Below are 17165 nucleotides of genomic sequence, written 5' to 3' on the forward strand. Positions count from 1 at the left end.
TCCGGCCACTCTCCGTATGTCCGTTATCGGCTCGGCGTCACGCCGGCGAGTTCGGCAGGACGCACAACCCCGATGCTGCGCATCGGGGTTGACGCTCCGTCCGCTGCGCTCCCGGAGCTACGGGGGACTACGTCCCCGCGCGTGGCCTCCGCTGCGCTCCAGCCACGTGTGGCGCTGCGCGCCCCAACGGCCGGCCTCGCTACGCGGGTCGGCCAACGGGTCTACGGCCCGAGCAGCAGCAGGGGGGGTGATGAGTCTGCATCAGTTGATGCACCATGTAGCTTTGGCAGAACCAGCCCACCCCCCAAGCTGCTTCAAAATACACTTCGGATCAAGTTTGGAATCAGACTGTACCCGGCGCATACACGCGCGCCATCCAATTCACTCGCGAAACGACACGTCTTTTCACCGGCCGGACCACCACAGGAACCGGTGAAGCCACATGACGCGCCACAGAGGAAATTGGATGACGCCCCTCACTGGTAAGAATCCATGACGTCCATCAGCGGTTGATGGGATGGCGAAGTCCTCGTCGACGTGAATCGGTTGGGCTATTTTTCGCTGGCGGGCCCCAGCAGCGTCTTACCCAGCGGTAGCGCGTCGAGCTGGTGCGGCCACAGCGCGCGGTCTGCTGCAGCTTCCATTCCTCCGGGTCGGTCAGCCTGCACGCCTGCACAGGTTCGGTCACCATCCTTCCAGGAGGCGGACGGGCATCACCGTTCGTCCAACTGTCCCCATCACTCCTCAGTCGACCTTCCTCGTCGCAGCGCTAGGTGAAGCAGGGAGCATGTGGGCAGTCTGGTCCTGTCAGTGCTGGTAGACCTTTGCTTGGGGGGGCGATGGCGTAGGTTGCGGCGGCCGGCCACGGTGGCCTCGGTTCCGCGCATGGTGCTCAGTGGGTGGGCGATGTACGGATGGGTCGAGACGTATCCACCTTGAGTGAAGTTGTCGTGTCGGACGGCTTGTCGTAGAGCCCTGTCTTATCCAGCGCATCGGGCCGAGGAAACGTCACACCCGTGCGTCGCGTACGCAGTGAGCATCGCTTTCAAGTCACGCCGACTTGGGGACAGACTCCGTGTAGCCCTGCTTTGTCGCTTAGGTTCGGGATATAGCCTTTATCGGGCAGCTTGGCTTCCCTCTGTTCTGGGTCAACAAGGTCACACATCAAGCGAGAAGGGCTTTCCAATTATGCGTGCTCCCGGCCCAATGCTTCTGAGCCCGGGTTCCTCTTGTGATCTACCTGACGTTTAATCATGTGAGTCCAATGAAGCCAAGCGTGCCTCCTGGCGGGGTAGTTGACGAATACACGTGTCCTGAAACCAGCTTCATCGGTAGTGATCTTCCTGCCTAAGGTCCTCCCGTCCGTGCGACCTCGCACAGACGTTTGAGCTGACCTATGAGGAAGGGCACGGCACCTCGTGTATCCATCCACACGATCCATCACGCCAAGACGTAGAAGACACAGCCGACTCGCGGCAGCCGCCGCGCTGCTGCTGATCGCCGAGGTGGGCATCGCCGTCACCGGCCAGGCCGCCGCGGCTCCCACCCCGGAGCCCAGCGAGCCGGCCAAGGTCTCCCAGCCGTCCAAGGCGGAGATCCTCGAGGCCGACATGCAGTGGGCCGCCCGGCACGCCAAGGGCTCCAAGGCGTGGGCGATCCTCGAGGCGCAGAAGACCGGCAAGAAGGTCGTCGTCTCTGATGAGACGACGGCCACCTCGTACACCGTCGCCAACCCCGACGGCACGCTCACCACCGATCTGACCTCCGGACCCGAGCGGGTCTGGCGCGGCGGCAAGTGGCGCACGGTCGATGTCACCCTGACCAGGGCCGGCGACGGCACGGTGAAGGCGAAGGAGCACCCCAACGGGCTGCGATTGGCGGGCAAGGGCGGTACCGCTCCGCGCTCGCTGGCCGCCGCGCAGGATGCCGCCCCGCGGGACCTGGTCACTCTCGGCAGTGACGATCAGGCGGTGACGCTGCAGTGGAAGGGGGGTCTTCCCGCGCCGGAGCGGAGGGCACCACGGCCCGCTACCGGGAGGCCGTGCCCGGCGCCGATGTGATCGTCGAGGCCACGCGGACCGGCTTCGAGCAGTTCGTCGAGATCGGCAAGAGGCCCTCCGGCTCGTACTCCTACACGCTGCCGGTCAAGGCCAAGGGTCTGAAGGCCATAGCGAACAAGGACGGGTCGGTGACCTTCACCGACACCAAGACCGGCGAGCGGCGGGCGACGATGCCCGCCCCGGTCATGTGGGACGCCTCGGTGGACAAGCGGTCCGGGGAGCACACCCGCCGGGCCCGTGTCGGCATGAAGGTCGTGAACAAGGGCGCCGGGCGGATCGACCTGGTCGTCACCCCGAGCGCGGACTTCCTCGCCGACCCGAAGACCACGTACCCGGTCACGGTGGACCCCTCCACCTCCGCCCTGGCCGCCACCTTCGACACCTACGTGCAGCAGGGCGAGACCGTCGACTGGTCCAACGACGTCGAACTGGACTTCGGCAACCCGGGGACCAAGAACGCCGACGGCACCCCGCGCACCGCGCGGTCCTTCATCCACTGGAACACCACCCCCATCCAGGACGCGTTGATCGTCGACACGAACCTGGCGCTGTGGAACTTCCACTCCGGCAACACCGACTGCACCACCCAGTCGTGGACCATCTGGGACACCACCCAGGCCTCCAGCTCCTCCCGCTGGACGAACCAGCCCACCTGGAAGCAGCAGTACCACTCCTCCACGCAGACCCGCGGCAACCCCAGCTGCACCGGCACCCAGCCGGACGGGTGGATCAACGCCGACGTCGACACCCTGGTGCAGACCTGGGCCTCGGCGAAAGCGACCCGCGGCTACATGGGCCTGCGGGCAGCCACCGACGACGTCAAGGCGTGGAAGCGCGTCAACTCCGGCAATGCCGCCTCGAACCAGCCGAAGCTGTCCGTGACCTACAACTACCGTCCCTCGGACGGCACGGACCGGCAGGCCGGTGCACCCTTCAAGTCCTATGCAGGCGTGTGGGCGGTGAACACCACCACCCCGACCCTGCGGGATACCTTCACCGACGCCGACGGCGATACCGTCAGCGCTACCTTCCAGGTCTACGACGCCGCCACCAACACCCCCATCACCACCCCGGCCGGTGAGGGCCTGCTCGTCTCCGCCTTCGGTGAGCAGGGCAAGCCCGTCAGCGTCACCGTCCCGGCCGGACAGCTGCAGGACGGCAAGACCTATAAGTTCCGCACCAACGCCTACGACGGCACCCACTACAACCTGAACTGGTCTCCCTGGACCCAGTTCGTCGTCGACACCACCCCACCGGCGGCCCCGGCGAAGATCTCCTCGACCGTCTACCCCGAGGGCGCGTGGACGCCGAACAACGGTGCCGGCACCTTCGACGTCACACCGTCGGCCGGGGACGACATCCGGGGAGTCGAGAGCCGTACCAACGGTGGCGCCTGGAGTGCGGAGAAGCCCGCGGTTGCCGGTCAGCCCACCACGGTGACGGGCACGCCCGTTGAGCGTGACATGAACCGGACCGAGGGCCGTACGGTCGACCGCGCCGACAACACGGGCCCTGCGAAGGTCTACGACTACGGCACCGGCAAGGAGCCGATCAGCGGCGACACCGCCGTACCGGATTCCGGCGAACAGCCCGAGGAGCCGGTGGACCCGGAGGAGGAGCCGTATGAGGAGGTGGACACTCCAGAGCAGCAAGCCTCCCCGGACGGCGTCACGACCGATCCGCAGCCGGGGGACCGGAGCCACTGTCACACGACCGACAACTCTGAGATCGAGCTGTGCCAGAGCCGTACCTACAACGCAGAGATAGGAAGGGCGGCGAAGGCGCTCGCGGCGCCCGCCAACCCTCTTGTCCCCTGGTGCAACGACCCGACCGTCGGCGGATACACGCTCACTCGCGATGAGGGCTGCCACAAGATCGGCGTAGTGGCCCAATGGTGGCGGATCAGCCCCAACCAGCCGCCCAAGCTCATCGGCACGGCCGTTTTCCTCGTCCGCGAAGAGATCAAACTGAACACGAAGGGCACGAAGGGCGCTGAGTGGCTCCAGCAGAACACCATCGCGCCCCTGTCCATCGACAGCGCACTCGGCACCGTGACGCTCGACTACTGGGACGCCGCCTGCGGTGGTGACACCGACTGCAAGAAGGAGTTCGTCGGCCCCGAATTCACCGGCCCGACCTCCTGGACCACCACCTCCTCGGTGACCGAGGAGACCGTCCAGACCCGTAAGTTCACCTGGCAGTCGGCCGCCGCCGGCGAGTCCCACGAGTTCGACCGAGGCAGCTTCCTCGGCTTCAAGGCGTCCGGCGCGCCTGCCTCGGTGAGGATCACCGAACCGAGTTGGGTGTTCTGGGGTCAGGTCCGCTGCGACAAGAAGATGCGCAACAACACTTCCGTCGGCTGTGTCTTCCCGAAGTACACGCCGACCTTCAAGCTGAAGCTGAAGAACGCCGAGGGCGCCGCACTGTACTACCTGGAGATGCGCGACAAGCTCGATTGGCACCCCGGCAGCAAAAAGCACAATAGCCCTTTGCGTCGTGAATTCGACTCGGGGAAGGCGGAGGCCAACCGCGGGGTCGTCTGCCCGAAGAGCGGGACATATCAACTCCTAGCACACCCGCTGGCCACTCCCGACCCGGCGAACAAGAACAAGGCTGTTCAGTGTGACGAGTACGCCTTCGCGAGCACCAAGGAGAGTGGCGGAGCGACTGGAGTCAACAACGGCGGGGAATGTCTTCAGGCGTATGCACGCAAGGGCGGTGATGGCAAGTGGCGCCTGTACGACGATGAGCGCCCGCCCTTCGGCGGTACCCCGACCTACAAGGAGAAGTGCGCCCGAGCGTCGATGCACGGTGGTCAGAACGAAACGGCAGGCCGCCGTCTCAACGGGTTCTATTCCAAGCAAAGGATGCTGGACGAGGATCCGTTTTTCATTGACGCCCCAGGCCTGGTCAGGCCGTAGCGCGTAAGAGGAAGGAGCCCCGCCCATCTGTTGGGCGGGGCTCCTTCGTATCGGATTCTATCGCTCGATCCGCCATTCAAGGCGATTCACCAGATCTCCGTCGATCACCACTGGCGCCCCGGACAGCAGGGGGTCGGTGATGGTCGGTGGGGTCTGGATCACTTGGGGGACGTAGCGGTACGTTCGCCCGCTGTCCTGGACGCCCGAGCCGGATTCAAGGCCGTCCGCGATCTCGTCGAACATTTCCCCCAGGCTCGCCCATCGGATCACGCCCCACACATCGGAGCCTTCATAATCGATCTCCCGGACGCTTCCGTAGGTGTCGCCAGGACGGTGGTCGACCGCGAGGTACTCACCGGTATTGGTGACTGCGATGGGAACCCAGAACTCGTATGCGTTCGGCGGATCCCACGGCCCTTCCGGACCTTCGGGCTCCAACCCGTCATCCGTGAATTCGCTGCGGAAATCGTCAAAAGCCTCCCCGAAATGCTGCGGTCCACCCTCCATGCCATCAGCCTTGATCGGGGAGTACCGGAACGGCCAGAGGGAACTCTCTGGCAGGGCGCCGTCGTGAATCCGGAGCCATTGCACCAGGTGGGGATGGAGCGGGTACGGGAGGGCGTCCTGGAGGGACTGGATGGCCTCTTCGGAGGCAGGCGGGTGCAGCTCGGAGAGAGCACTGGTGCACTGGTGCTGGTGAAGCCAGGTCTCGATGCGCTCCCAGGCGCGTATGAGGTCGTCCATCAACGCATCCTGGCACAGCTGGGAACCCCAGGAGACAGACGAAGGGGCGTTGTCACGTTGTCCATGGTGTGTCTGGCTGATGGCGTGTCAGGGTGTGGTGGGCCGGGTGCCGGGGCCGTGTCAGGCCTCGGTGGGCAGGCCGGTGCTGCCGGTGATCTGGTGCCAGGTCTCGAAGCGGCGGTGTACCTCGGCGCGGTACCGAGGGGCGGTGAGGCGGTGGCGTCGGGGCCTGAAGTGCGGTGAGATCGCGGTCGACGGTGACGCGTTCGCCATCGATCCGGGCGATCTGTGGTTCAAGGACTGCAACACCGGTACGGCGAACCTCATCTGCGAGATGAAGAAGCCATAGCCACTCCACCTCTGCCCGGGTCAGTGGACGGGGCGCCAGTGCTCTAGCGCATCGCCCAGCACAGGCGCCTCCGGGTTCTCCCAGATGAGGCAGCCCCACACGACACCGGACCGATTGGCCCCTCCCATCAGATTTGCGGGGCCTTCGATCACGGTGCGGTGGACGGTTTCGAGGTAGGCAGCGATCGATGGGTAGACAGGTTTCGTCACCGGCTCGTCTATGAATGTCCATTTTCCAACGCCGTCGTCACCAGCGTAGTGGCCGAACAAAGGCCCGGCTTCGTCCGAGGTGAGCCATGGAACCACCTGGGCTCCGCCCCACCCGTCGCGCTGTCCATGTGTGGGGAGCCTCAGCCCCAGCGCCTCGGACGGGGAGAGGAGCACTCCGCCAGGCAGGAAAGCCCCGGAGCCGACCTCGCCCTCCTCGTCGATCTCGAGATGCTGGTGCTCAACGCCACCGCACAGCCGCCACAGCGCGCCCAGCTCCACGGGCAGTCCGAAGCCGAGGTGCTGCCTCAGCCGGGCGTCGGCGGCTGTGATCTCCTCATCCGCCGCGGGCGGCAGGAGGGAGGCATGGGACACGGGAGCGTGCTCGGCAAGCCAACCGGTCAGGGCCTGCCAGGCCACTGTGACCCGCTCGGTTTCACTCTGTGGTTGAACGGACATTCGGCCACGCTACAGAAGACCGGAGCCAGGGCAGGGCGCCTGCGCCGGATGTCCTCGACGGCTTCCTGTGTCAGCGGCGGGCCTGACCGTCAGACCCGCCTGAGCCACACCACGACACCACGGGTTCGAGGTCAGCAACCCTGGCTCTTCTCCAACTTCCAGACGAGGTGGCGGGGTGGGCCTTCGGCCAGTTGAGGAACGAGCGAGTACTGACGCGAGTACGGCATGGGGGATCCGGACTCCAGGGAATCGGCCATCAGCCTGAGCATCTCCCCCAGACTCTTCCAGCGGACCGCGGTGACCTCGTTGTCCTCGTAGTCGACCTCGATGATGTTGCCGTGGGTGTCGCCGGGCCGGTGGTCGATGAGGAGGCTCTCCCCCGTGTTCGTACCGGTGATGGGGAGCCACAGCGGGTCCGCCCACGGATCCAGGATCCAGTGCTCGGGATCCTCTTCCCGCTGCTCGTTGAACTCGTCGAGCATGTCCGCCATGTGCTCCGGCCCGCCCTTGAGCCCTTCAATGTTGTACGGGACGTAGCCGCCCGGCCAGACGGGGGCGCCGTACAGGGGGGCGCCGCCGTGGGTTCCGAGCCACTGCACGAGATGCGGATGGAGCGGGTACGGGAGGGCGTCCCGGAGGGACCGGACGGCCTCTGCGGAGGCAGGTGAGTGCAGTTCGGAGAGAGCAGTAGTGCACTGGTGCTCTCGAAGCCACGTCTCGATGCGCTCCCAGGCGCGTATGAGGTCGTCCATCAACGCATCCTGGCACAGCTGGAAACCCCGGGAGACAGACGAAGAGCCCGAGCAAGGAGCTGCAGGCGTTCCAGTGCGGCCTGGCGGCTTTCGGGTCGCTGACCAGCGCGTCCGGACAACACCGCGGGAGCCCACCACTGACACGCCGTCCACTGACACCAAACCGAGAGATCGCCCCCCAGGCTGTTGGCTTCCCCATGCGCCCGGGCGAGGCGTTGTCAGGGACCGGGGGCGCCCTGACGGGATGAACGTCTCCTCGTCCACCCCAGCCGATGCGGCCCGTGCCTGCCCGGTCTGGGTGGAGTCGATGGGTGGCCCGTTGGTCGTCGTTCCCCTCTCGGCGCTGGCCGCCTGGGGCGGGTGCACGCAGACGGGGATGGTCGTGGGTGACGCCACCGCTGTGGGTGACTACGACCGGGCCGGTGCGGTGGACGGCCTGGCCGGGGCGATCGCTGTGGGCGAGGGCGGCGCGCAGGCGCTGGTGTTGGCGGACGAGCCCGCCACGAGCTGCTGTCTGCCCGGGCGCCGGGCCTTCCTGCGCTGGCTCGCTGCCGACGGTGAGGCCCAGCTGAGGGCCGCGGCCGAGCTCGTGCTCGCGGATCCCGCCACCGCGTGGGAGGAGTGCGGCGCGTGGGTGACGGACGGCCCGGCCGTGCTCATGGACTCCGTCGAGGCAGGCACCGAACTGGGCGTCGAGTACCCCGGCGGTGGGAGGCCCGCCCGGGCGCCGGTCCCGCTGCCCGCCGGCCGCTGGAGGGTCCGCGCGGTCCACACCAAAACGGACGAGGGGCCCTGGGTCGGCCTGGTCCACCTTCTGCCCGCCGACACCTGACCGGGAAGAGCCTGCGTGCAATATCTCGGCCTCGTGTCAGTGAACCACCCTGGGATATACCGCGCCGTGACAGTGAGCCCCGCTGCCCGTGTCACTCTCATGTCAGCGGCGGACCGTCACCCGCCCCCACCGTGACCAGCGGGAAGACGGCCGGCAGCGACCGCCGGCGGCTGCCGGCCACCCCCGCTGACACGAACCCGACACATCGCGCGGGGCGCGGACGCCTCGGTGGACACGCCCCAGGCGCCGCTGACCGGCAAAAGGATCCTGGGGGCTGATCGGCGCGCAGGCGGCCGGGCAGCACCGCCGCCCTCTTCCCCCTCCGCACGACCCGGAACGGCACCGAACTCGCCCCCTGCGCCGAAGCCATTCGCCTCCGCCTGACCCGCTGACCAGCACACATACCGAGCCGTGATACCGATTGGCACCCCATTGACCTGGCGATTCATCAAAAACGTCAGTGCTGTCCCGGCAACCGATGTCAGCGGCACAACACCGGCCGTCACCCTCCCGACCAGGGCCGACACCACCCCGGATCACTGAGGCCTCAACACCGAAACCACACCGACAAAACGACGCAGATCATCATCTACCACCTGCCTGCCCACATGACCCACCACGCTCGCCGCTCCCTGCGCATCGAACGGACCTGGCCCTGGGCACCGGCATTCACCGCCAGCTGGAGGCGACTCACCCAGCTGCCGGCCGTCACCTGACGGCCGGCAGCGCCCCGACGAGGACCAGGAAGGAGCAGAACCCGCAGTCTCCGGGCCCGTGAAACCCGACGCAGCCGCGGCGTCACGCGACGGCCCGCCCCTCACCGACCAAGGAAATTAGGGCGAACCGCCGGACCGATCAGCGACCGAACCCCGCTGACGAAGCGAGGTCAGCATTTGCTAATCAGCAGATTCATCTGACTCGAAATCAAGCAACTGAGCGAATCTTGTACGATCCCTGAAGGTTTCCCTCGCTGTTGGACGCACTGGACCCCTTGAACTGCGTACTGTTCGTCCCTGCGTACATGGACACTGTCCGAGTGGTGTTGTTCCGGACGGACTTCGCCACAGCGTTTCCTGTCCAGAGGCATCCCGGCAGTGCGGTGACGTCATGATGAGACCCCCCAGGTACCCTGCAGATGCTTGCGCCCCCGTTGTAGCCGCTGAAGATACAGAACTCGCCAGTGCCACACCTGGAGTAGTCGTTGGCGTTGGTGGCTGCCGAGGCGCTGGGAATTGCGAGTCCGGCGAGGGCGACCGTCATGGCCGCACCCAGCAGAGCCTTGCTCAACTTTCGCATGTCTCATCCTCTCAATTTGGGCAGTGCCGGTGCACCGCCGGGCCGTTCCGGGCGGCGGGCCGCCCGGTTCTGGACACGCCGGCAACGATGTACGGCCGACCTTGCGCAAACCTTGCGAGAAACCTTGCGCGGCAGGTCACAGTGGTGCCTTCCGGGTCGGTACCGGCATGAAGGGGGAGCACGGCATGCTGGAGTTCCGGTTACTGGGCACGGTCGAGGCACGGGCCGGGGGGCGGCCGGTGGCCCTGGGCCATGCACGGCAGCAGTGTGTTCTCGCGGCCCTACTGATTGACGTCGGCCGCCCGGTGCCGGCCGACCGGCTGCTCCACCGGGTGTGGGACGACCGCGTGCCCCACCGGGCCCGGGACACGCTCTACGCGTACCTGTCCCGCCTGCGCCGCGGGCTGGAGCCGCACGGCGTCCGTCTGGTCCGCCGGTCCGGCGGCTACACGCTCGACCTCGGCGAGGCCACGGTGGACCTGCACCGCTTCCGGGACCTGTCGGACCGGGCCCGACGGGCCGCTGCGGACGAGCAGGCAGAGGCGCTGTGGCGGGAGGCTCTGGGGCTGTGGCGGGACAGCGCGTTCGCCGGAGTGGACACCCCGTGGTTCAACGCGCAGCGCCAGCTCCTCGACGGCGAGCGGTTGGCCGCCCAACTGGAGCTGGTCGACGTCCGGTTACGCCTGGGACAGCATGATCGGATGGTGAGCGAACTGGTGGCCCGGGCCGAGGCGCATTCGCTCAACGAGCGGGTGATCGGGCAGATGGTCCTCGCCCTGTGCCGGTGCGGGCGGCAGGCGGAGGCGTTGGAGGAGTACGAGCGCGCCCGGCGGCGACTCGCCGACGAGCTGGGGGTCAACCCCGGCGCGGCGTTGCGGCAGCTGTACGGGCGGATCCTGGCCGGGGATCCGGATCTGTCCGGCGATCCCGATCCGGCCACTGCCCGCGTCGACGCGCCGTCCGCCGACGAGAAAACGGAAAACGACAGCGGCACTGCCGTAAACCCCGTTACGGGTCGACAGCTCGTCCCCCGGCTGCTGCCGGCGGACCTCTCCCTGTTCGTCGGCCGCGACGCCGAGGTGGACGAGGCCTGCCGGCTCCTGGGCGCGGACGGGCCGGGGCCACTCACCCTGCTGGTCACCGGCCCCGCCGGGGTGGGCAAGACGGCCTTCGCCGTACGCACGGGCCACCGGCTCGCCTCCCGCTTCCCGGACGGTCAGCTGCATGCGGACCTGCGCGGCTTCGGCGACGAGCCGACCGATCCGTTCACGGTCCTGGGCGCCTTCCTCCGCGCGCTCGGCGTCCGCGGCGGGACGGTGCCCACGGAACTGACCGAACGCATCCATCTCTACCGCTCCCTGCTGGCCCAACGGCAGGTACTCGTCGTCCTGGACAACGCGGCCGGATCCCAGCAGGTGCGCGACCTGCTGCCGAGCGGCGCGCGGTGCGCCGCCGTCGTCACCAGCCGCACGACGATGGCGGAGCTGGGCTGCCGTCGGCTCCCCCTGGACGTGCTGGACTCCGCGACCGGGCTCGCCCTGCTGCGCGAGATGCTGGGCCCGGACCGGACCGACGCGGAGCCCGACTCGGCCCGCTCCATCGTGGAGACCTGCGGTGGCCTTCCGCTCGCGGTGTGGGTGGCCGGCGCGCGACTGGCCGCACGAGCGCACTGGCCCCTGGCCCACGTGGCCCGCGCCCTCGCCGACGAGGAGCGCAAACTCGACGAGCTGGCCGTCGGCCACATCGCCGTACGGGCCAGCCTCGAACTCACCTACCAGCAGATGGCCGCGCCGACCCAGCACGCGCTGCGGATGCTCGCCCTGCTGCCCGGCCCCGCCTTCGCCTCCTGGGCGCTGGCCGCGCTGCTGGACGTGAACCTGTCCGAGGCGGAGGCCGTTCTCGACGATCTGGTCGAGGTGCACCTGGTGCAGATCGGATCGCTCGGCGCCACCGGAATCCGCTATCAACTACACGACTTGATACGGCTGTTCAGCCGAGAGCGCGCGGATCGTGACGCCCATCACCAGGACCACACGGCCGCACTCACCCGGCTGCTCGGGGCCAGCCTCCACCTCGCCGACCTCGCCGCGGACACCCTCAGCGTCGACTTCCAGGGCATCTCGCAGACGGAGCTGGCCACCTGGCAACTCTCCCCGACGGACACCAATCATCTGCTCGCCGACCCGCTGGCCTGGTTCACCGACGAGCGTCAGTTCCTCATCGACGTGGCGGAGCAGGCGCTGGACAGGACGGAAGCCGCTCCCGCCGCCGGGCTGGCCACCGCCCTGACGACCTTGTTCCAGGTCGGCGGCCACTTCGACGACTGGGAGCGGCTGCAGAACCGGGCGCTCAAGGCGGCATTGAGCAGCGGCGACCGGCACAGCGCCGCGAAGCTCCACCGCTGCCTCGGCGAACTCACCACCATCCTCGACCGGTATCCGGAGGCACTGAACCACTTCGAGCAGGCGCTGCTGCTCGCCGAGGAACAGGGGCCGGCCTACCGGGCGGGGGCGACCGCCGGGCTGGCGTACGTACACCGGCTCCTCGGCCAATACTCCACGGCCGTGCTCCACTTCGAGAAGGCCGCCAAGCTGGCCCGGCAGGCGGGCAACGTCAACTGTCTCGTCTACGCCACCAACGGCCTCGGCGTCATCGACCTCGAGCAAGGCCGCGTCGAGGCCGCCGTGGAGCGGTTCACCGAGTGCCTGCGGTCCAGCCGGGCCGCGGGCTACCGGCCCGGGGAGGCCCAGGCGCTGCGCTGTCTGGGCCAGAGCCACCGCGCGCTCGGCGCCTACCCGGCCGCCGCCGACGCCTACCGGCAGGCGGTCGCGATCAGTGCGGACCTCGGCGACCGCCTCACCGCCACTCACGCCGCCTGCTGGCTCGGGGATGTCCTGGTCCGCCAGGGCGAGCATCACGAAGGGCGCCGTCTGCTCGCGCAGAGTCTGTGGACGTACCGGGAGTTCGGCAACCTGTGGGGCGAGGCGGCCACGCTGTACGCCCTCGCGGAGGCACAACTCGCGGCCGGCCGCCCGGCGCTCGCCCGCAAACGCGCCGAAGCCGCGGTCAGGCTCTGGCGACAGATCGGCTCCCACACCTGGCTCGCCCTCGCCCTCGACACCCTGGCCACCGCGCACACCCAGGCCGGCGACCACCCGGCCGCGACCCGGACCCGCGACGAGGCCGCGGAGCTGCGGAAAACCTGAACGCGCCTCGGGAGTGCGGGAAGCGGGCCAGTCCGGCTGCAAGCTCTCGGCTTCATGCCGCCAGACCACCCGGGGATCCATCGCCTCATGATCGTGGAATCCGATGCCCGTGGCATCCCCGTGTCAGCGGCGGACGTCACGTGTCTCCACGGTGGCTGGCGGGAGGGCGGCCGGCAGCGGCCGACGGCCACCGGCACGGACACGAAACCGACACATCGCACCGCCGCCGGCCCCTTGTGCCCAGCTCGCCCCGGACGCTGCCTCACGCACCTGTCACGGACCGTAGCGGCGAGGCGGCCGCAGAACTCCTTGACCGGGCTCCGGCAGGGATGGTCAAGGGGTTCTGCCGCCGCCTCGCACCGCTGTGTCGCGGTCGCGCTCGGCCTGACGGTCGGTTTCCTCCTGAGCGAGGCCGTGCCGACATCCTCCTCCACGGCTGCCGCCTGGCGGGCGGCTTCGTCCTTGGCCGCCTCCTTCAACTCGACTTCGTCCAGGCGCTGCCTGAAGCGGCGCCGCAGGGCGGGGGCGCCGGGCAGCAGGGCCCAGACGCCGTGCGAGCGGCGGCGCTAGTGGTCCCGCCGCAGTTAGGCAAGGTGGCGACGCTGGCAGCGTCTTGGTGGGTCAGTCGGTCGACACTAGGTCAGGGCGCCAGACGACCCCTTCCGGGCGAACGTGGGCGGTGGGAGAGAGCTTGTACGAGCCTGCGTTGGCGTCCTTCGCAAGCAGCCAGCCCACCCCTTGATAGGCAAAGGGAGCCGTCTGCCGTAGGACGGTGCACTCCTCGAGGTCCGTGATGATGGGCTCGCCTGGCGTAACGCGGAGGGGATGGGTGTCCGGAGCTTTCGGGCACGTATGGAACTTGCCGGCTTGTACATACTGCAGGCGGATCTTGACCGTCGTCGGGTTACTGCCGTGGTTGGTGACCTTGAGGGCGAAGGAAACGCGCGTGGCCTCGACACGCGTGCACACTCTCCATGTGATCGCTTCGGGCCCGGCGATCGACTCGCTGCACCGGCTGTCCTCGCCGAGGGTTCCCTTCTCCAGACCTGGTGCCTCCGTGGGAACGGCTTGCGTCGGACCGCCCGGTGCGGCAGAACTCATGCTGTCTGACGGCATCGAGCTGGTACTGTCCGAGCCGTTCGCGGTGTCCTGAACGCCGCCGGGTCGCATGATGACGAATGCGGCGGTGACGGCCGCTAGCAGAACGCCTGCCAGAGCCGCCCGCGCCCACGTTGGCTGCTCCTCCCACGGCTTGAACCTGCGGTTGCTGAAGGCAGGCTTTGCGCCCTCAGTGCTGTCGGTTCTGTCTGCGGCATTCGCAGCGCTCTGCAGGTGCTCGCAGGCCTTCTTTCTCCACCCTTTGTGCTCCATCAACTGCTTCTGCAGCTGATCGACGCGAGTGGCCCTCTGCGTTAGCAGGTCAGCATCGTGACCGCTCAGCTGCAGGGCCTGGATGATGTCTCTGGTCAGTCCTGCACCAGGCAGGGCAGCCCGTCCCTTCCATAGCTGCTCGTGCCCGCTCAGCCAGCGTGAAACCTGGGAGGCATCCACGCTCCGGAGCGGAGCAAGCCTGGCGACGAGCGACTTCTGCGGCAGGTTCTTCTGCTCAAGGATCTCGGTGACCTTCCTCGACCACTCATCCAGTGCGTCGGCGAAAGCCTCGGTCAGCTTCCCGAACTCCGCGTCCGACTCCTCAGGCAACTCGACGTCCCCTCATTCGCTGCTCGGTGACGGTGCAACCGCTGGTCAGCAGGGTGCAAGTTGTGCCGCAATATGCACCGCTCCGAGACCTATGGCCCCCGTCGCCCCTTCTCGGCACTCTCGATTCTGACGGTGCGTCGACCGCGCCGCCGAATCCCAGTTCATCTATGGAACGAGAAAGGACCTCATCGTGATTCGCATGAAAGTTCGATCGAGTCGGATCGGCTCGTCACTGCTGGCCGCAGTACTGCTGAGCGCAGCATCACCCGTCCTACTGCCCGCCGAGCAGGCGGCCGCCGCACCTGGCGGGCGAGCCTGTTTCTTCCGGGACGCCCAAGGCGCCAACGGCGCAGGGCACGTTGCCTGGGCGATCCGCGACCCCCGGAACAGCCAGCGCTGGATCTGGGGGTCGACGGACAACGCTGAGGGAGACCTCGCCACCCTTCCGGGAAGGAACAACGGCAGCTGGATGAGGAGCGGTAGCTGGGACGCCCTCCGAGCAAGCCTCAAGCCAGACCCCGGCCGCACGAAGTTCCTCTACGACGCCTACCGGTGCATCAACACCGCTGGCGGCAACCTCGCCGCCGCAGAACGCACATTCAGGTCCATGAGGGACAACGGCTACCAGATCGCCTACAACAACTGCCTCACCAAGGCAATTTCGATCTTCCGCGCCTACAGCCCCGCCCTGAGCAAAGCCCACCTTCCCAACGGCGGCGCCGCCCGGCCCAACTCCTACTTCGGGACGACGCTGACAAAGCACGCCCGAGGCTGGGAAATGCCCCACACCTATACCCCGATCCACAAGAAGTAAGGAGCGATGGACATGTGCCAGCGATGCAAGGGCGACGGCAAGTGCACCACCTGCAACGGATCCGGATCTCGAGGGTTGTTCACCTGCTCCAGTTGCAGGGGCAGCGGCGACTGCAAGGCGTGTGACGGCCGAGGCTGACCCCCGCTGAAACCGGGAGGGCAGGAGCCGAGACGCCTGCCCTCCCTTACCCGGCTTGGTCCAGGGGCGCCGATGGTGACCAGGAAGGCCGACGGTTAGGACCGTAGCGGGCCAGGGTAGGGCGCGTCTTCAGGTTCGGCGGCGTCGGCCGAAGATCCCGCCGCCTGGCGGCGGCTGGTCGGGCTATGCCTGAGCGGCTTCAGCGGTGTGCTGACGGTAGTTCAGGCAAAGGCGGCACTCTCCGCCGACGATCAGGCCGGGGTCAGGGTAGACGACACGGGCGCAGGTGGGGCACGTCCACTTCGCGGCCTCCAGCTGGCGGCGCTGTTCCTCCCGGGCGTGGCGTACTCGAGTTCGGTTTCTCGAGACTTGTGGCGGGCTTCAAAGCGATCACCACCAACTTGGCCGCGGTCAGCACCAGAACGAGATGGCATCTTGCTGGTGCTGACGGTAGCGGACCGAAGGCAAGCGAGCAGGGCGCACTACAAGGCGCCTGGGGCCCGCCGCCACCCAAGGCGATACCGGTGATGAAGAACAACGCGCGCCGGGCGAGAATCCGGCATGACCGACCGCCGCCCACTGGGCACCGGACCGACCCGCACCACCACCGAAGCGGAGCTGCCGCCCGCACCACGCGCCCCGCTCGCCGCCGAACGCCTGCCCACCGCCCCGGCCGCCGGCGACCCGATGCCCGCACGCCCGGTCACCGGTCGCCGCGCCCTGGGCTCCGGCCCCGGCGGTGATCCGCAGCCACCCACAGCCGAATGCACAGCTGCGCAGCCTCCCCCGGTCTGATGGCCCAGCCCGGCTCTACAACTCAAACTCCAGGTGCTCCACGTCGGTGAACTCCACCTCCAGGCCGGTGGCGCGGCGGCCGCCGTCGCGGAAGTACACCTCGCCCAGGCCGTCGGCGGCGATGTCGCGCAGCCGCCGCTCGGTGGCGCCGGCGTCGTGGGCGTCGAAGAGGCGGGCCGCGTGCTGCGGGGGCAGGGCGAGGGTGAGGTGGCGGAGGCGGGCGTCGTCGGTGGTACCGGGCGCGGCGGTGAAGCCGAAGCGGGCGCGGGTGGCCTGTGTTCGCACGGGCGGTCACGGGGTCCGGGCCCGGGAAAGCGGCGGTGGTCAAGGGGTGATCGCCTGGGAAAGCGAGGGGTCGGTGAGCAACTTGGCCCAGGCGGTGCAGACGGCGGTCATCCAGGAAGACCGGCACGGCACCCGCCGGGTCTCGACGGTAGCGCGGCAGGGGCCGGCGCGTCTTCGGCCGCCGGCGGGGGGCGGCTGCTTTGGCCGGCGCCCGCCGGCGGCCGGGCAGAGCGGGCCCGGGCAGGTTCGGCGACGCGGCGACAGCGGCCGGCAGCCGGCAGGGCGCTCTCCAAGGCGCCGGACAAGGCGCCTCAACCGTGCACGGACGTAAGGAAGAGTCGCAGGTCAGCGCGCTGGTCAGAGGGGGCCCGGCCGCACCGACTACTCCCTGAGGCACCCCTTCGGCCGCAGGAACGTACGCCCCGAAGTGCCCTCGGCCTTCGGTGCCCGCCGCCTGGTCCCGGTCGCCGTCGTCGTCCCGGACAACGCCCCTTGTACGGCGCGGTCCAGGCCGTCTCCGACGATGCCCATCGGGGGTCTTCGTTCGGGGAATCGGAGGAGGCGCAGCGGGGCCGCGCCTCGTGAAGCCCGCTCCGTAGAAGGTGAC

Annotated in this window: 10 protein-coding genes and 2 pseudogenes; 6 read left to right on the forward strand and 6 right to left on the reverse strand. The window is 68.3% G+C overall.

The genetic code is table 11. The annotated features are described in order from the left end of the window. Window positions 1–1610 precede the first annotated feature (1610 nt). A pseudogene (locus AB0I73_RS36760) lies at window positions 1611–3415 on the forward strand (DNRLRE domain-containing protein); the annotation flags it as partial. Window positions 3416–5038: 1623 nt separating this feature from the next. Here AB0I73_RS36760 and AB0I73_RS36765 read toward each other — a convergent pair. Next, window positions 5039–5725 carry an SMI1/KNR4 family protein gene (locus AB0I73_RS36765; protein WP_363044768.1) on the reverse strand — a complete coding sequence of 229 codons (687 nt, stop codon included), beginning with the start codon at window positions 5723–5725 and terminating at the stop codon, window positions 5039–5041. Window positions 5726–5933: 208 nt separating this feature from the next. Between AB0I73_RS36765 and AB0I73_RS36770 the strand changes: the two genes are divergently transcribed. After that, window positions 5934–6074: a hypothetical protein gene (locus AB0I73_RS36770; protein WP_363044769.1), complete on the forward strand. Its 141-nt coding sequence runs from the start codon at window positions 5934–5936 to the stop codon at window positions 6072–6074. Window positions 6075–6094: 20 nt separating this feature from the next. Here the strand turns inward: AB0I73_RS36770 and AB0I73_RS36775 are convergent, their stop codons facing one another. Further along, complete coding sequence (locus tag AB0I73_RS36775; RefSeq protein WP_363044770.1) at window positions 6095–6739, reverse strand: hypothetical protein; 645 nt, start codon at window positions 6737–6739, stop codon at window positions 6095–6097. 131 nt (window positions 6740–6870) lie between these two features. Further along, a complete protein-coding gene (locus tag AB0I73_RS36780) occupies window positions 6871–7491 on the reverse strand; it encodes an SMI1/KNR4 family protein (protein WP_363044771.1) in 621 nt (206 codons plus the stop codon). A 244-nt stretch (window positions 7492–7735) separates the two neighbouring features. On the opposite strand from AB0I73_RS36780, the gene AB0I73_RS36785 reads away from it, so the two are divergent. Continuing rightward, window positions 7736–8323, forward strand: a complete 588-nt coding sequence (locus AB0I73_RS36785; protein WP_363044772.1) for an Imm21 family immunity protein — start codon at window positions 7736–7738, stop codon at window positions 8321–8323. A gap of 924 nt (window positions 8324–9247) precedes the next feature. Here AB0I73_RS36785 and AB0I73_RS36790 read toward each other — a convergent pair. Then, window positions 9248–9619 (reverse strand): peptidase inhibitor family I36 protein, encoded by a 372-nt coding sequence (locus AB0I73_RS36790; RefSeq protein ID WP_363044773.1) that lies wholly within the window; start codon window positions 9617–9619, stop codon window positions 9248–9250. A 167-nt stretch (window positions 9620–9786) separates the two neighbouring features. Here AB0I73_RS36790 and AB0I73_RS36795 point away from each other — a divergent pair, with 167 nt between their 5' ends. Continuing rightward, on the forward strand, window positions 9787–12825 hold the full coding sequence (locus tag AB0I73_RS36795; RefSeq protein WP_363044774.1) for a BTAD domain-containing putative transcriptional regulator: 3039 nt from the start codon (window positions 9787–9789) through the stop codon (window positions 12823–12825). A 621-nt stretch (window positions 12826–13446) separates the two neighbouring features. On the opposite strand, the gene AB0I73_RS36800 is transcribed toward AB0I73_RS36795, so the two are convergent. Then, entirely contained in the window at window positions 13447–14526 is a 1080-nt protein-coding gene (locus AB0I73_RS36800) for a hypothetical protein (protein ID WP_363044775.1), read from the reverse strand. A gap of 199 nt (window positions 14527–14725) precedes the next feature. On the opposite strand from AB0I73_RS36800, the gene AB0I73_RS36805 reads away from it, so the two are divergent. Both AB0I73_RS36805 and AB0I73_RS36810 read left to right on the forward strand, forming a co-directional pair. Beyond that, window positions 14726–15340 carry a Tat pathway signal protein gene (locus tag AB0I73_RS36805; protein WP_363044776.1) on the forward strand — a complete coding sequence of 205 codons (615 nt, stop codon included), beginning with the start codon at window positions 14726–14728 and terminating at the stop codon, window positions 15338–15340. A 699-nt stretch (window positions 15341–16039) separates the two neighbouring features. Next, on the forward strand, window positions 16040–16273 hold the full coding sequence (locus AB0I73_RS36810; RefSeq protein ID WP_363044777.1) for a hypothetical protein: 234 nt from the start codon (window positions 16040–16042) through the stop codon (window positions 16271–16273). Window positions 16274–16288: 15 nt separating this feature from the next. Here the strand turns inward: AB0I73_RS36810 and AB0I73_RS36815 are convergent. Next, window positions 16289–16543: pseudogene (locus AB0I73_RS36815) on the reverse strand (XRE family transcriptional regulator); the annotation flags it as partial. Between the last annotated feature and the right edge of the window lie 622 nt (window positions 16544–17165).

The organism is Streptomyces sp. NPDC050388, from assembly GCF_040655635.1.
Taxonomy (GTDB): Bacteria; Actinomycetota; Actinomycetes; order Streptomycetales; family Streptomycetaceae; genus Streptomyces.

Bases quoted from the DNA above. Each gene is read 5' to 3' on its own strand.
- AB0I73_RS36805 (WP_363044776.1), top strand. From the start codon at position 14,726: ATGAAAGTTCGATCGAGTCGGATCGGCTCGTCACTGCTGGCCGCAGTA.
- AB0I73_RS36780 (WP_363044771.1), bottom strand. From the start codon at position 7,491: ATGGACGACCTCATACGCGCCTGGGAGCGCATCGAGACGTGGCTTCGA.
- AB0I73_RS36790 (WP_363044773.1), bottom strand. From the start codon at position 9,619: ATGCGAAAGTTGAGCAAGGCTCTGCTGGGTGCGGCCATGACGGTCGCC.
- AB0I73_RS36785 (WP_363044772.1), top strand. From the start codon at position 7,736: ATGAACGTCTCCTCGTCCACCCCAGCCGATGCGGCCCGTGCCTGCCCG.
- AB0I73_RS36810 (WP_363044777.1), top strand. From the start codon at position 16,040: ATGACCGACCGCCGCCCACTGGGCACCGGACCGACCCGCACCACCACC.
- AB0I73_RS36795 (WP_363044774.1), top strand. From the start codon at position 9,787: ATGAAGGGGGAGCACGGCATGCTGGAGTTCCGGTTACTGGGCACGGTC.
- AB0I73_RS36765 (WP_363044768.1), bottom strand. From the start codon at position 5,725: ATGGACGACCTCATACGCGCCTGGGAGCGCATCGAGACCTGGCTTCAC.
- AB0I73_RS36775 (WP_363044770.1), bottom strand. From the start codon at position 6,739: ATGTCCGTTCAACCACAGAGTGAAACCGAGCGGGTCACAGTGGCCTGG.